Below are 13,743 nucleotides of genomic sequence, written 5' to 3' on the forward strand. Positions count from 1 at the left end.
GGGGCCGGCCTTATTGCCGCCGCAATCTCTCGCTAATAGGCAAGAAATCATGCGCTGGCTATTTGTCTTTCCCCTCGCCCTCACTTTGTTTTTGCTCGGACCGCTGTTCGTCATCGCCACGGGGAACGTGTCGGTCGGTGCCGATTGGCGCACCGCCAGCCGAAACCCGGTTGGACTGGCGCCCGATCCGGCAGTGGCGCGCGAAGCCGTGCTGCAGGTCTACGCCGCTCGTGCCTTCGGCTGGCGCGCGGCCTTCGCGGTGCATACCTGGATCGCCGTGAAGCCGACCGATGCCCGGAACTACACCGTCTACGAAGTCAATGGCTGGCGCAGCTATCGCGGCCTGCCGGCGCTCTATGCGAACGACCGGCCGCCGGACTCCGAATGGTTCGGCAGCGATCCGGAGATTCTCGTCGAGCTTCGCGGCGAGGGCGTGGACGCGTTGATCGAGCGCATCACCCAGGCCGCTGCAACCTATCCTTATGCCGACAGCTATCGTGCCTGGCCCGGCCCGAACAGCAACACGTTCGTTGCCTATGTCGCCCGGCAGATGCCGGAACTGCGCCTGGACCTGCCGCCAACCGCGATCGGCAAGGACTATCTGGGTGTCTCCAGCCCGCTGGCGGCTGCGCCTAGCGGCACGGGCTTCCAGCTTTCGGTGTTTGGCCTCCTGGGTATCCTGGTCGGCATCGAGGAGGGAATCGAGATCAATCTCCTGGGCCTGACAATGGGCATCGACCCTCTCGACCTTGCCATCAAGCTTCCCGGCGTCGGACGTCTGAGCCTGATCGGCGAAACGACGGTAGTAGCCCAGCCGCTGTCCTGGCCACCCACCGCGTCATAAGCGCGCTCCACCGTGCCAAACCGCATGAAAATGGTGGATCGGGCCATAACCCTGTCCGACCGTTAGCCGATCGCTCGCGGCGATGGCGGCCGTGATATAGGACTTGGCGGCACGGGCCGCCTGCGGAACATCGGGACTCTGCGGCAGCAGAGCGGCGAGCGCCGCGGAGAGCGTGCAGCCGGTCCCGTGCGTGTTTTTCGTCGAAACGCGCCGCGCCGGCAGATCGAGAAAAGCGCTTCCGTCGAACAGCAGATCGTCGCTGCAGATGCCCGCGAGATGCCCTCCCTTGAGCAGGACATATCGTGGGCCGATCGCATGCAGATCGATCGCCGCCCGCCGCATCGCCTCCGGGTCCGCCGGCGCAGCCCGGTCGAGCAGAACGCCCGCCTCGGGGAGGTTCGGGGTCACGATCGTCGCCAGCGGAAGAAGCTGTCCGCGCAGCGTTTCGACCGCCGCCTCGTCCAGGAGCCGATCGCCGCTCTTCGCCACCATCACCGGATCGACGACGACGCTTTCGGGCCGATGCCGGCGCAGCCGATCGGCGACCGCCGCGACCACCGCCGCGCCGCCGAGCATTCCCACCTTCACGGCATCGACCCTAATATCGGCGAACAGCATGTCGACCTGCTCGGCGACGAAGGCAGGCGGCACCGCGTGAACGCCGCTCACTCCCCGCGTGTTCTGGGCGGTCAGCGCCGTGATGGCCGCCATGCCGTAGGTGCCGAGCGCGGCAAAAGTCTTGAGATCCGCCTGGATACCCGCCCCGCCGCTGGGATCCGAGCCGGCGATCGAAAGAACGTTCGCCGTCATCGGACCCGAACTCTCTCGATGCTATGGACGAATGGCTTCACTGCCCGCACAGCGGACAGCATCTGCCGGACAACAATGCTGATGAACATGCGACTCCCTCGAAGAATGCGGGAGCCGCCGCGTGAACAGGGGAAAGCGGAGATTCGACATCGGATGACGGCTCCCTTCGCTGGCACTACCCAGATCAGGTTCAACGGGTGTGATCTCAGCCCGCGCGGCGGGCACCCCGTGTCACGAGCGCGATCATAGGAGCGGCGGACATCTTGTCAATGCGGCGGGCGCCGTCCCGCTGGCGCGAGCCGACCTTGCATACTATGGTGACGCTTCTTGGGGGGAGAGACCTTCTGGGGACAATCCAACGGCGATGATCTGACGCTGCACCGATGAGCATTTGGGGCAAGATCCTGGGCGGAGCGGCCGGCTTCGCCATTGGCGGACCGATCGGCGCGCTCCTCGGGGCCGTGGCCGGGCATGCGGTCGACAGCATGCGCGACGGAACCGCCGAGGAAGGCGGAGTGAAACCGGCGCGCGACGATTCCGGCACCGGGGCCGACGAGGAGGCCAACGATGGCCGCGATGCAACCAAGCAGATCGCCTTCACCATCGCGGTCATCGTGCTCGGTGCCAAGATGGCCAAGTCGGACGGGCACGTCACCCGGTCCGAGGTCGACGCCTTCAAGGAGGTGTTCCGGATACCGCCGCACGAGATGCGCAATGTCGGCTGGCTGTTCGACCGCGCGCGCCGTGACCCGCACGGGTTCGAACCTTATGCGCGACAGATCGCCGGCATGTTCCCGGCCCACTCGCCGGTTCTGGAGGAACTTCTTGACGGCCTGTTCCACATCGCCAAGGCGGAAGGCGGGGTGAAGCCGGGCGAATTCGACTTCCTGCGGCAGGTAGCGACGATCTTCGGCTTTTCGGAGCAGGAGTTCGAGCGCATCCGCGCCTCGCAAACCGGGCCGAACGGGGCCGACCCCTATGAGATCCTGGGCGTCCGACGCGACATGGAGGATGCGGCGATCAAGACCGCCTATCGAAGGCTGATCCGCGAGACGCATCCCGACCGGCTGGTCGCCGAGGGCATGCCGAAGGAGTTCATCGAACTGGCGAACGAGAAGATGGCGACGATCAACGCCGCCTATGACCACATCAGCAGAGAGCGTGGCATCCGTTAGCCGCTCCGCCTAGATAGTCAGCATGCCCCCTGCTCCTCCCCTCGCATCGCTGCGCGCGGCCCGCATCACCTTTGGCGGCGCGCCGCTGTTTGACGGTGTGACGCTGTCCATCGGGCGCGGCGACCGCGCCTGCCTCGTCGGGCGAAACGGCAGCGGCAAGTCGACCTTGCTCAAGGCCTTGGCCGGCGAGATAGAGATCGACGGCGGCGAGCGCTTCGTCCAGCCCGGGACCCGCATCGCCACCCTGCCGCAGAGCCCGGTGTTCCGCGAAGAGCAGGCGGTCGAAACCTATGTCGCCCGCGGCCTGCCCGCCACAGGCGAGGCGGCGGAGACGCATTATCGGGTGGAGGCGGTCCTCGACCGACTCGGCCTCGAGGGCGCGCGGCCGCTCGGCACCCTGTCGGGCGGCGAGGGCCGCCGCGCGACCCTCGCCCAGGCTCTCGTCGGCGATCCGGACCTGCTGCTCCTCGATGAGCCGACCAACCATCTCGACCTGCCGACGATCGAATGGCTGGAGGAGGAGCTCGCACGGTTTTCCGGCGGGCTGCTGATGATCAGCCATGATCGGGCGCTGCTGCGAAACCTGTCACAGCGCGTGCTGTGGCTCGATCGCGGCCAGATTCGCGAATTGAACGACGGCTTCGCCGCGTTCGACGCCTGGTCGACGGCAATCATCGAGGCCGAGGGGGAGGAGGCGCATCGCCTCGACCGCCGCATCGCCGCCGAAACCCACTGGCTGCAGCGCGGCGTCACGGCGCGGCGCAAGCGCAACGAGGGCCGCCTTCGCCGCCTGCAGACCTTGCGCCGGACGCGGGCCGAGCGGGTCAAGGCCGCCGGGCGCGCGAAGCTCGCGCTGGGCGCAGCCGAAACCGGCGGGCAGCTCGTGATCGAAGCGCAGGATCTCGGCAAGAGCTTCCCGGCTCCGGACGGGGAGCCGGGTGGGGAGAAAATGATCCTGCGCGGCTTTTCGACGCGCATCCTGCGCGGCGACCGGATCGGCATCATCGGGCCGAATGGAGCCGGCAAGACTACCCTTCTGAAGCTGCTGACCGGAGATCTGCCGCCCGACCAGGGGACAGTGCGGTTCGGGACCAACCTGCAGTCGCTCTATCTGGACCAGCATCGCGCCGCGCTCGACGACCAGGCCACGCTTTGGCAGACGCTGGTGCCGGGCGGCGGCGACAGCATCATGGTCCGCGGCGGTCAGCGCCATGTCGTCGCCTATCTGCGCGACTTCCTGTTCGACGAGCGGCAGGCGCTGATGCCGGTCGCCAGCCTGTCCGGCGGTGAGCGCGCGCGTCTGCTCCTCGCCAAGCTGTTCGCCGCGCCGAGTAACTTCGTCATCCTCGACGAACCGACAAACGATCTCGACATGGAGACGCTCGACCTGCTGCAAGAAGTGCTCGACGATTATGACGGCACGCTGCTTCTCGTCAGCCACGACCGCGACTTTCTTGACCGGCTGGTCACCAGCATCATCGCCGTCGAGGGGAACGGCGTGGCGGCCGAATATCCCGGCGGCTACTCCGACTATCGGCGACAGCGGCCGACTGAGGACGCAAGTCGGCCGGCGAAGAAGGCGACCACTACCGGCAAGCCGCCGCAGACGAAACCGGAAGAACAACGCCCCACGCGGCTCAGCTACAAGGAGCAGCGCGAGCTCGACGGCCTGCCGACACGGCTGGAGGCGCTGGAAACCGAGATCGCCGAACTCGAGCAGCGCCTCTCCGATAGCGGGCTCTATGCGCGCGATCCGGCGGCCTTCGAGCGGATCACGCAGCGGCTGAATGCCGCCAATGCCGAGTTGGCCAATGCCGAGAACCGGTGGCTCGAACTCGAGGAACGTTCGCAGGCGCTCGCCCGGAGCAAAGGGTGAGCCCGCCGCATTTCGCGATCATGCTGTTGGTGATCCTGGTCTTCGGCGCCAACTTCGTCGCCGTCAAGATCGGGCTTCTGTATTTAGAGCCGTTCCTGCTGCTGGCGCTGCGATTCATCGGCGTCGCCGCCGTCCTGCTGCCCTTTTTGAAATGGCCGCGCGGCCGCTTCGGCCAGGTCGCGGCCTTGTCGCTGACATTGGGCGTGATTCATTTCAGCCTGCTGTTCATCGGCATGCGCCAGATCGACGCCGCCACGGCGGCCATCGCCATTCAGCTGCAGGTGCCGTTCGCGGCGCTACTCGCCGCAATCCTCTTCAAGGACAGGATCGGCTGGCGGCGGACGACCGGCATGGCCGTCGCCTTCGCCGGCGTCGCGATTATTGCTGGCGAGCCGCGCTTCGCGGGCGGTCTCGTTCCTCTGCTTCTGGTGATCGGCGCGGCCGCGGCCTTCGCGGTCGCCAGTATCCAGATGAAGCAGCTCGGCCCCGAACCCAGCGTCCTGGTTATGTATGGCTGGCTGGCGCTCCTCTCGGCGCCGCCGATGATGCTGCTCTCGCTCTGGCTGGAGGACGGCCAGATGGAAACCCTGCGAACGGCACCCTGGCAAGCCTGGGCCGCGGTCGCGTTTCAGGTGTTGGTAACGGTTTTCGGGCATGGCTCGTGGTACTTTCTCGTCCGCCACTATCCGATCAGCCTCGTCATGCCGTTCACGCTTGTGGTTCCTGTCATCGGCGTCCTGTCGGGGGTCTTCATCCTCGGCGACCCGCTTACGACGAGCTTGGTGCTCGGCGGGATCGCGACGATCTGCGGCGTTGGCATCATCGTCATTCGCCGCCCGCGCGCCATGGAGCCGGCGACCAAGGGCGGGCTGTAGCGTCATGAGGGACCGACTCTCTCCCAATTTCGACCGGCGACCGGAGGGCCGGGCCGTCGAAATGCTGATCCTGCATTATACGGGGATGACCAGCGCGGAGGCCGCCCTTGATCGGCTGTGCGATCCGGCGGCCAAGGTCAGCGCCCACTATGCGATCGAGGAGGACGGCCGCGTCTGGCGGCTCGTGCCCGAGGAAGCCCGCGCTTGGCATGCCGGCGTCAGCTTCTGGCGCGGCGAGCGTGACGTCAACGGGCTGTCGATCGGGATCGAGCTGGTCAATCCCGGCCACGAATTCGGCTACCGCCCATTTCCCGAACCGCAGATGACGGCGCTGGAAGGGCTGACGCGCGCGATCCTCGCCCGCCATCCCATTCCGGCCCGCAATGTGCTTGGCCATTCCGATGTCGCGCCCGCCCGCAAGCTCGACCCCGGCGAGCTGTTCGATTGGCAGCGGCTCGCACGGGCCGGAATTGGCCTTTGGCCGGACGACCTTCCCCAAGCCGATACGATCGCCGAAACCGGCGACGATATCGCCGGAGTGCAGATCGCTCTGGCGCGCTTCGGCTACGAGGCGGTGGTGACGGGCGTTCTCGACGACGCGACGCGCTGCGCCGTCAGCGCCTTCCAACGCCATTTCCGCCCGGACCTCGTCGACGGAACGCCGGACGCCGGGACCCGTCGTCGGCTGGCGGCTCTCCTGGCCGGCACCGACCGCAAACAGGTCGGTTGACGGCGGGAGGCAGGGGCCTTACCTACAAGCTGCCAGACGGCCGGATGGCCGCCTTCCGGTCCGACTTGATCGAAAGCCGGGCCGGGGGGAGGAAAGTCCGGGCTCCACGGAAACACGGTGCCGGGTAACGCCCGGCGGGGGCGACCCCAGGGACAGTGCCACAGAAAGCAAACCGCCCCGCCCGCCGATCATCGATCGGCTACCGGGGTAAGGGTGAAAGGGTGCGGTAAGAGCGCACCGCGCGCCCGGCGACGGGAGCGGCACGGTAAACCCCACCGGGAGCAAGACCGCATAGGGGCGGCCGATCCCATGCTCTTCGGGGCTGAGGGTCAGGCGTGTTTCCGCGCCGCCGCCCGGGTAGGTCGCGCGAGGCGTCCGGCAACGGGCGTCCCAGATGAATGGTCATCCCCGACTCTCCCGATGGGAGGGTCGGGACAGAACCCGGCTTACAAGCCGTCTGGCCTCTTTTCCACAGGCTGTTTCCACGCCAATCTCACAGCCGATCCGTTCCGCGTTTCGTTATCCTTCGGAAATTTCCCGAAAAGAACACATCACGAACAGACTCCCGCCGCACTTTGGCGCGAGTTTTCCTCAGCTGTGGACAACTACTCCGTTAATCTCTGCTTGCCTGAGTATAACTCTGTTAGCAATTTGTTAATCGTTTGTTTTCTCCAGAGAATTACTGGTTAATCCCATTGACGCCCATCTAGGCCCATGCTATCCCAATCGCCTCAGCGAGAGCAATCTCTCGACCCAATTGTCGACCTGGGGGTGCCGCTGCGGGGCGGTGAAAGCGACAGAAGCCGAGCAATGGAGCGGCCGGGAATTCGATGGCTCTGTTCATCGATACATTCATCAATAGGGTGGACCGGAAGGGCCGGGTCTCCGTCCCCGCGACCTATCGCGCTGCCTTGACCGGCCAAACCTTCCACGGCGTCGTCGCGTTCCCCTCGTTCAAATACAAGGCGATCCAGTGCGCCGGCATGGACTGGATGGAGGGCCTCAGCGCGAACGTGAACCAAGTCGACCTGTTCTCCGACGAGCATGACGATCTGACGGCCACCCTGTTCGCTGATGCCAAGCAGCTGTCCTTCGACGGCGAAGGCCGTATCGTCCTGCCCGCCTCGCTCGCGGAGCATGCTGGCATCACCGACGAGGCCGCGTTCGTCGGCCGGGGGCCGAGCTTCGAGATCTGGCAGCCGGCCACCCTTGAAGAGTACAAGGCCGAGGCGCGCCGCCGGGCCTTGGAGAAGGGCCGCACCCTGCGTGTTCGGCCGAGTGAGCAGGCATGAGCGGGCCGGATGAGATCGAGCGCGGCGCCCGGCATCAGCCGGTTCTGCTGCAGGAGGTGACGGAGGCGCTCGCGCTGCGCGACGGCGGCGTCTATGTCGACGGGACCTTCGGTGCCGGCGGCTATGCGCGCGCGCTGCTCGAGGCCGCGGACTGCACCGTCTGGGGCATCGATCGCGATCCCGAGGCGATCACCGGCGCCGCTGAACTCGCCCGCCGCTTTCCGGGGCGCCTGCATCTCGTCCAGGGCCGGTTCGCGGACATGGTCGAGCTGCTGCAATCGCGCGGTGTCGCCGAGGCCGACGGCATCGCTCTCGATCTCGGCGTCTCCTCGATGCAGCTCGACGAGGCGGAGCGCGGCTTCTCGTTCCGCGCCGACGGCCCGCTCGACATGCGGATGGAGCGCGCCGGCGAAAGCGCCGCCGACGTCGTGAACCGGATGGACGAGCGCGAGTTGGCCGACGTGATCTTCCACCTGGGCGAGGAGCGCAAGGCCCGGGCGATCGCCCGGGCGATCGTCGCGGCGCGTGCCGAAGCGCCGATCACCCGGACCTCGCAGCTTGCCGAGATCGTCCGCCGAACCGTGCGGGCGGGCGCGAAGGGGCGACCGGACATGATCGACCCGGCGACGCGCACCTTCCAGGCGCTTCGGATCCATGTGAATGACGAGTTGGGACAGATCGAGCGCGGCCTCGTGGCCGCCGAAACGCTGCTGCGCGCGGGCGGACGTCTTGTGGTCGTCTCGTTCCATTCGCTCGAGGACCGGCGGGTGAAGACCTTCCTGCGGCAGCGCAGCGACCGGGCTCCGCGGCAATCCCGGCATCTGCCAGTCGACACCGGAGAAGCCGCGCGGGCGCCGTCCTTCCGGCTGCTTTCGAGCGGCGCGGTGACGCCGACGGCGGTCGAGATCGAACGGAACCCGAGGGCACGCTCGGCCCGGCTGCGCGCCGCCGAGCGCACTGCCGCGCAAGCTTGGGGGGATGCCGCATGATTCGTCTCGGCGCGATCCTTTGGCTGAGCTTCGCCGTGATCGCGGGCGTCGGCCTTTTCCAGGTCAAATACGAGGTTCAGGCGCTCGAAGAAAAATTGACCAGCCTGCACCGGCAGATCCTGAGCGACCAGAAGGCGATCCATGTACTGCGCGCCGAATGGAGCTATCTCAACGAGCCGGCCCGGTTGACCGAGCTGTCCCGCCGCCATCTCGACATGGCCCCCGTCACGGCGGCGCATCTGGCCCGCTTCGAAGATCTCCCGGAGCCATTGCCGATTCCGCCGCTGGCGCCCGATTTCGTGCCGCGGACCAGCGACGCTCCCGGAAATGCACCCGGAAGCACACCGGGCGACGCGCGGCGTCCCGATGAGACCCCGGCGGCTTCGGCCGCCATTCTTGCCAGCACCAGGATCGCCCCCAAGACCGGACTCAGGATCGCACAATGACGTCCCTCGTCGCCAGATCAACGCCATGCAATCCCCGTCACGCCGATCCGCGGCCGCCGCGACGGAACGACGTCGTCCATCTGGACGGCGACACGAAGCGGGCGCTGGAGATCGGCCGGACCCGACTCCTGCTCGCTGCCGCGCTCTTCGCCGTTGCCTTCTCCGTCGTCGGAATGCGGCTTATCGGCGTGACGTTGCTGCAGGAAGGGGGCGAGCCGAGCCTGGCCGACGTGCCGCAGCAGACGATGCGGACCGAGCGCGCGGACATTATCGACCGCAACGGGGTGCTGCTGGCGACAAACCTGGAGACGGCCTCCCTGTACGCCAATCCGCGTCAGGTGCTCGACGCTGAAGAAGCGGCGCGGCGGATCGTCGAAGTCCTGCCGGAGGTCGATCATGCCGATCTCGTCGCCAGGCTTTCGAGCGACCGCAGCTTCATTTGGATCAAGCGGAACCTGACGCCGCGGCAACAATATGAAGTCAACCGGCTCGGCATTCCTGGACTTCATTTTCAGAAGGAGGAGCGTCGGGTCTATCCGCAAGGTGCACTCACCGCCCATGTCGTTGGCTTCTCCGACATCGACAATCGCGGCCTCGCCGGAATCGAACTGTCCTTCAACGACGTACTACGCGGCGGCCAAGAGCCGCTCCAGCTGTCGCTCGACCTTCGCATCCAGCATATCCTGCATGAGGAGCTATCGCAGGCGATCACCGACTTCGACGGGATCGGCGGCGCCGGCATCGTCCTCGACACCCGCACCGGTGAGGTCCTGGCCATGGTCTCGCTGCCGGACTTCGATCCGAACGCGCCGGGATCGGCCACCGCCGATGCGCGCTTCAACCGCGCCACGCTCGGCCTTTACGAGATGGGCTCGACCTTCAAGATCTTTAACACGGCCATGGCGCTCGAGAGCGGCACCGCGCGATTGGACAGCACCTACGACGCGAGTAAGCCGATCCGCATCGGCGGCTTCACGATCCACGATTTCCACGGGGAAGATCGGCGGCTGACGGTGCCGGAGGTTTTCATCTACTCCTCCAACATCGGCTCGGCCAAAATGGCCGAGGAGGTCGGACCGCAGGCCCAGAAGGCATTCATGAAGCGACTCGGCATGCTTCGTGCGGCCGGCATCGAGTTGCCCGAAGTGGGCGAGCCGATGTATCCGGCGCCTTGGCGGCCGATCAATATGATGACGATCTCGTACGGCCATGGCATCGCGGTCAGCCCGCTGCACGTGGTCTCGGCCGTGTCCGCGATGGTCAATGGCGGAGTCATGCGGCCGGCGACCCTGATCGAACGGGCCCCGCACGAAGTTTCGGTCGGCGATCGCGTGATCTCGGCCGACACCTCGGCAATAATGCGGCGGCTGCTTCGACTCGTGGTCGAGGAAGGAACCGGCAGCTTCGCCAAGGCCCCCGGCTATCTCGTCGGCGGCAAGACCGGAACAGCCGAGAAACTGAGCGGCGGCAACTACAACAAAAATGCGCGCGTCGCATCCTTCGTCGGCGCCTTTCCGATGAACGATCCGCGCTATGTCGTCCTGGCTATGATCGACGAGCCGAAGCCGAACGCGACCTCCTATGGTTATGCGACCGGCGGCTGGGTGGCGGCGCCGGCGGTTGGGCGGCTGGTTCAGCGCATGGCGACGCTGGTCGGCATGCCGCCGGTCGACGAGAAGCAGGAGGCGGACCCACAGGGCGACCTGCTGATCGCGGTGAACGCGACGGACCAGACGCATGCTGCTGAATGACTTGGTAAGCGACCTGGTCGAAGGAGAAAGACCCGCAGTGCAGATCGCGACCCCAGCGGAACAGATCGATGTGCAAGGGCTGACCGCCGATTCCCGGCAGGTCCAGCCCGGCTGGCTGTTCGCCGCCCTGCCCGGCAGCCGGGCGGACGGGCGCGGCTTCATCGATGATGCGGTCGGACGCGGCGCGGTTGCGGTGCTTGCCGCCAGCGGCACGCATCTGAAGCCCTACGACCGGCCGGTCGCCCTGGTGACCGACGACAACCCACGCCGGCGCCTCGCGCTCCTGGCGGCAAGATTTCATCCTTCCCAGCCGCGGGTTGTCGCGGCGGTCACCGGGACGAGCGGAAAGACCTCCGTCGCTTCTTTCGCCCGCCAGCTCTGGACCCTGCTCGGCCACCGGGCCGGCAGCCTCGGGACGCTGGGCGTCGTGGCGCCCGGCTTCGACGCCGCCGGTTCGCTGACGACGCCCGATCCCGTCGCCCTCCATCGCTGTCTCGATGCGCTAGCCGGCGGCGGCATCGATCATCTCGCGCTCGAAGCGTCGAGCCACGGCCTCGAGCAGTACCGGCTCGACGGCGTGCGGATCACCGCCGCGGCCTTCACCAACCTGTCGCGGGACCACCTCGATTACCACCAATCGATGGATGCCTATCTTGCGGCGAAGCTGCGCCTGTTCGACGCGCTTCTGCCGCCCGACGCCGGCGCCGTTCTAAACGCCGACATGCCGGAATATGAGCAGCTGTCGGCGACCTGCCACGCTCGCGGGCTTCGCATCCTGAGCTATGGCTGCGGCGCGGTCGACATCCGGCTCGAGGATCGCGTCCCGGTCGCCGAAGGCCAGCAATTGACGATCGGGCTGTTCGGCCGGCGGCATCGCATTCTGCTTCCGCTGACCGGGGCTTTTCAGGCCCATAACGCGCTCTGCGCCCTCGGGCTGGTCATTGCCGGCGGCGAGGATGCCGCCTCGGCCGTCGCCGCGTTGGAGCGGCTGACCGGCGTGCATGGCCGCATCGAGCTTGTCGCGCGCCACCCGAACGGCGCTCCCGTTTATGTCGACTACGCGCATAAGCCGGACGCGCTGGAAACCGTGCTGAAAACTCTGCGCCCGCATGCGAAGGGCCGGCTCGTGGTCGTCTTCGGCTGCGGCGGCGATCGCGATCGCGGCAAGCGCCCGCTGATGGGGGCGATCGCGGCGGCACATGCCGACCGCGTGATCGTAACCGACGACAATCCGCGCAGCGAGGACCCGACGGCAATCCGTGCAGAGATCCTCGCCGCCTGCCCACAGGCGACGGAGATCGGCGACCGCGCCGAGGCGATCCGCGCGGCGATCACCCGCCTGGCACCGGACGACCTTCTGGTTATCGCGGGCAAGGGCCATGAGTCCGGCCAGACGGTCGCGGGCGTGACGCATCCTTTCGACGATAGCGATGTCGCGCGTTCCGTCGCGTCGGCCATGGACGCGGACGGAAAGTCCGGAGGCGGCGCATGACACCGGCGGCCATGGAAACGCAAACACCGCTCTGGACCGCGACCGAGGCGATCGCCGCGACGGGCGGACGCGGGACAGGCGATTGGACCGCCTCCGGCGTGTCGATCGACAGCCGTAGCCTGGAGACCGGCGACCTTTTCGTCGCCTTGCAGGGGCCGAACTTCGACGGACACGCCTTCATTGGCGCGGCGCTAGAGAAAGGTGCGGTCGCCGCCTTGGCCAGCCGGGTGCCGGACGGCCTGCCGAGCGGCGCGCCGCTGCTGCTGGTCGACGACACGCTGGCCGGGCTGGAGGCGCTGGGCGGGGCGGCGCGCGACCGGTCAGCGGCGCGGTTCGTCGCGGTCACCGGCAGCGTCGGCAAGACCGGCACCAAGGAGGCGCTGAAGCTGGCGCTCGAAACGACGGCGCCGACCTTCGCCAGCAGCGGCAATCTGAACAATCACTGGGGCGTGCCGCTCAGCCTCGCGCGGCTGCCGCGCGACGTCGCCTATGGCGTGTTCGAGCTCGGCATGAACCACGCCGGCGAGATCGGCCCGCTGTCGCGTCAGGTCCGGCCGGACGTCGCGATCATCACCACGATCGAGGCCGTGCATATGGAGTTCTTCTCGTCCGTGGAAGAGATCGCCGATGCCAAGGCCGAGATCTTCGAGGGAATGACCTCCTGCGCCACCGCTGTTTTGAACCGCGACAACCCGCAGTTCAATCGGCTGGCCGCGCACGCCCGGGCCCAGGGGCTCGCGCGCATCATCGGCTTCGGTCGCCACGAGGAGGCCGACGCCCGGCTCGTCGATTATGCGTTGAACGCGACCGGCAGCACGGTCTCGGCCAGCATTCTGGGTGAGCGCATCGACTATCGCCTGACCGTGTCCGGCCTGCATTGGGTGCTGAACAGCCTCGGCGTCCTGGCGGCCATCGTCGCGTCCGGCGGCGACCTCGGCGCCGCGGCGGCGGCGATGTCGAAGCTCGTACCGCTGAAGGGCCGCGGCAGGCGCGAGCATATCGCGCTGCCGGGCGGCCCGTTCGAGCTGATCGATGAAAGCTACAATGCGAGCCCGGCCGCAGTCCGGGCGGCGTTCCAGGTGCTCGCGCAGGCGAAACCCGGCGCCGGCGGACGGCGCATTGCGGTGCTGGGTGACATGCTTGAGCTTGGCGCCCAGGAGGAACGGCTCCATGCCGATCTGGCGCCGGAGTTGCGCGCCGCGCAGGTGGATCTGGTCTTCACCGCCGGACCGCTGATGGCGGCGCTCGACCGGGCGCTGCCGGCGTCGCAGCGGGGCGGCCATGCCGCCACGGCTGCCGATCTCATCGCCCAGGTGGCAGCGACGGTGCGGCCGGGCGACGTCGTTCTGGTCAAGGGCTCGCTCGGCAGCCGGATGGGGCCGCTCGTCGAAGCCCTGCGCGCCCTCGACCAGTCACCGCCCGACGCGGCATCGCCGCGCGCGGCGAACGGGAATTGAGCGGGG

12 protein-coding genes, 1 other RNA gene and 1 riboswitch are annotated in these 13,743 nt (G+C 67.4%); of the genes, 12 read left to right on the forward strand and 1 reads right to left on the reverse strand.

Features of this window, described 5'->3' with window-relative positions; genetic code table 11:
• The first annotated feature begins 49 nt into the window (after positions 1–49).
• On the forward strand, positions 50–844 hold the full coding sequence (locus DT069_RS04430) for a DUF3750 domain-containing protein (protein ID WP_119459077.1): 795 nt from the start codon (positions 50–52) through the stop codon (positions 842–844).
• Here the strand turns inward: DT069_RS04430 and thiD are convergent.
• A complete protein-coding gene (thiD, locus tag DT069_RS04435) occupies positions 839–1,654 on the reverse strand; it encodes a bifunctional hydroxymethylpyrimidine kinase/phosphomethylpyrimidine kinase (protein ID WP_119459078.1) in 816 nt (271 codons plus the stop codon). The genes DT069_RS04430 and thiD overlap by 6 nt on opposite strands.
• Before the next feature lie 143 nt (positions 1,655–1,797).
• A riboswitch (TPP riboswitch) is annotated at positions 1,798–1,893 on the reverse strand.
• Positions 1,894–2,037: 144 nt separating this feature from the next.
• On the opposite strand from thiD, the gene DT069_RS04440 reads away from it, so the two are divergent.
• From DT069_RS04440 to DT069_RS04490, 11 genes are all read left to right on the forward strand, one after another.
• Entirely contained in the window at positions 2,038–2,829 is a 792-nt protein-coding gene (locus tag DT069_RS04440; RefSeq protein WP_119459079.1) for a TerB family tellurite resistance protein, read from the forward strand.
• A gap of 22 nt (positions 2,830–2,851) precedes the next feature.
• Positions 2,852–4,705 carry an ABC-F family ATP-binding cassette domain-containing protein gene (locus DT069_RS04445; protein WP_119459080.1) on the forward strand — a complete coding sequence of 618 codons (1,854 nt, stop codon included), beginning with the start codon at positions 2,852–2,854 and terminating at the stop codon, positions 4,703–4,705.
• Positions 4,702–5,580 (forward strand): DMT family transporter, encoded by an 879-nt coding sequence (locus DT069_RS04450; RefSeq protein WP_425449996.1) that lies wholly within the window; start codon positions 4,702–4,704, stop codon positions 5,578–5,580. Before DT069_RS04445 ends, DT069_RS04450 begins: the two co-directional genes overlap by 4 nt.
• Positions 5,581–5,584: 4 nt before the next feature.
• Complete coding sequence (locus DT069_RS04455) at positions 5,585–6,310, forward strand: N-acetylmuramoyl-L-alanine amidase (RefSeq protein WP_119459081.1); 726 nt, start codon at positions 5,585–5,587, stop codon at positions 6,308–6,310.
• Between the two features lie 32 nt (positions 6,311–6,342).
• An RNA gene (gene rnpB / locus DT069_RS04460) (RNase P RNA component class A) lies at positions 6,343–6,775 on the forward strand.
• Positions 6,776–7,140: 365 nt separating this feature from the next.
• On the forward strand, positions 7,141–7,602 hold the full coding sequence (locus DT069_RS04465) for a division/cell wall cluster transcriptional repressor MraZ (RefSeq protein WP_119459082.1): 462 nt from the start codon (positions 7,141–7,143) through the stop codon (positions 7,600–7,602).
• Positions 7,599–8,591 (forward strand): 16S rRNA (cytosine(1402)-N(4))-methyltransferase RsmH, encoded by a 993-nt coding sequence (rsmH, locus tag DT069_RS04470; RefSeq protein WP_119459083.1) that lies wholly within the window; start codon positions 7,599–7,601, stop codon positions 8,589–8,591. The genes DT069_RS04465 and rsmH overlap by 4 nt, the downstream gene beginning before the upstream one ends.
• On the forward strand, positions 8,588–9,037 hold the full coding sequence (gene ftsL / locus DT069_RS04475) for a cell division protein FtsL (protein ID WP_119459084.1): 450 nt from the start codon (positions 8,588–8,590) through the stop codon (positions 9,035–9,037). Before rsmH ends, ftsL begins: the two co-directional genes overlap by 4 nt.
• Positions 9,034–10,788, forward strand: a complete 1,755-nt coding sequence (locus DT069_RS04480) for a peptidoglycan D,D-transpeptidase FtsI family protein (RefSeq protein ID WP_119459085.1) — start codon at positions 9,034–9,036, stop codon at positions 10,786–10,788. The genes ftsL and DT069_RS04480 overlap by 4 nt, the downstream gene beginning before the upstream one ends.
• Positions 10,775–12,280: a UDP-N-acetylmuramoyl-L-alanyl-D-glutamate--2,6-diaminopimelate ligase gene (locus DT069_RS04485; protein WP_119459289.1), complete on the forward strand. Its 1,506-nt coding sequence runs from the start codon at positions 10,775–10,777 to the stop codon at positions 12,278–12,280. Before DT069_RS04480 ends, DT069_RS04485 begins: the two co-directional genes overlap by 14 nt.
• Positions 12,277–13,737 carry a UDP-N-acetylmuramoylalanyl-D-glutamyl-2,6-diaminopimelate--D-alanyl-D-alanine ligase gene (locus tag DT069_RS04490; RefSeq protein WP_425449997.1) on the forward strand — a complete coding sequence of 487 codons (1,461 nt, stop codon included), beginning with the start codon at positions 12,277–12,279 and terminating at the stop codon, positions 13,735–13,737. The genes DT069_RS04485 and DT069_RS04490 overlap by 4 nt, the downstream gene beginning before the upstream one ends.
• Positions 13,738–13,743 lie beyond the last annotated feature (6 nt).

The sequence above is a fragment of the Virgifigura deserti genome (genome assembly GCA_003576685.1).
GTDB lineage: Bacteria > Pseudomonadota > Alphaproteobacteria > Dongiales > Dongiaceae > Virgifigura > Virgifigura deserti.

Bases quoted from the DNA above. Each gene is read 5' to 3' on its own strand.
- DT069_RS04465 (WP_119459082.1), top strand. From the start codon at position 7,141: ATGGCTCTGTTCATCGATACATTCATCAATAGGGTGGACCGGAAGGGC.
- DT069_RS04445 (WP_119459080.1), top strand. From the start codon at position 2,852: ATGCCCCCTGCTCCTCCCCTCGCATCGCTGCGCGCGGCCCGCATCACC.
- thiD (WP_119459078.1), bottom strand. From the start codon at position 1,654: ATGACGGCGAACGTTCTTTCGATCGCCGGCTCGGATCCCAGCGGCGGG.
- DT069_RS04455 (WP_119459081.1), top strand. From the start codon at position 5,585: ATGAGGGACCGACTCTCTCCCAATTTCGACCGGCGACCGGAGGGCCGG.
- DT069_RS04490 (WP_425449997.1), top strand. From the start codon at position 12,277: ATGACACCGGCGGCCATGGAAACGCAAACACCGCTCTGGACCGCGACC.
- DT069_RS04440 (WP_119459079.1), top strand. From the start codon at position 2,038: ATGAGCATTTGGGGCAAGATCCTGGGCGGAGCGGCCGGCTTCGCCATT.
- DT069_RS04480 (WP_119459085.1), top strand. From the start codon at position 9,034: ATGACGTCCCTCGTCGCCAGATCAACGCCATGCAATCCCCGTCACGCC.
- ftsL (WP_119459084.1), top strand. From the start codon at position 8,588: ATGATTCGTCTCGGCGCGATCCTTTGGCTGAGCTTCGCCGTGATCGCG.
- DT069_RS04485 (WP_119459289.1), top strand. From the start codon at position 10,775: ATGCTGCTGAATGACTTGGTAAGCGACCTGGTCGAAGGAGAAAGACCC.
- DT069_RS04430 (WP_119459077.1), top strand. From the start codon at position 50: ATGCGCTGGCTATTTGTCTTTCCCCTCGCCCTCACTTTGTTTTTGCTC.
- rsmH (WP_119459083.1), top strand. From the start codon at position 7,599: ATGAGCGGGCCGGATGAGATCGAGCGCGGCGCCCGGCATCAGCCGGTT.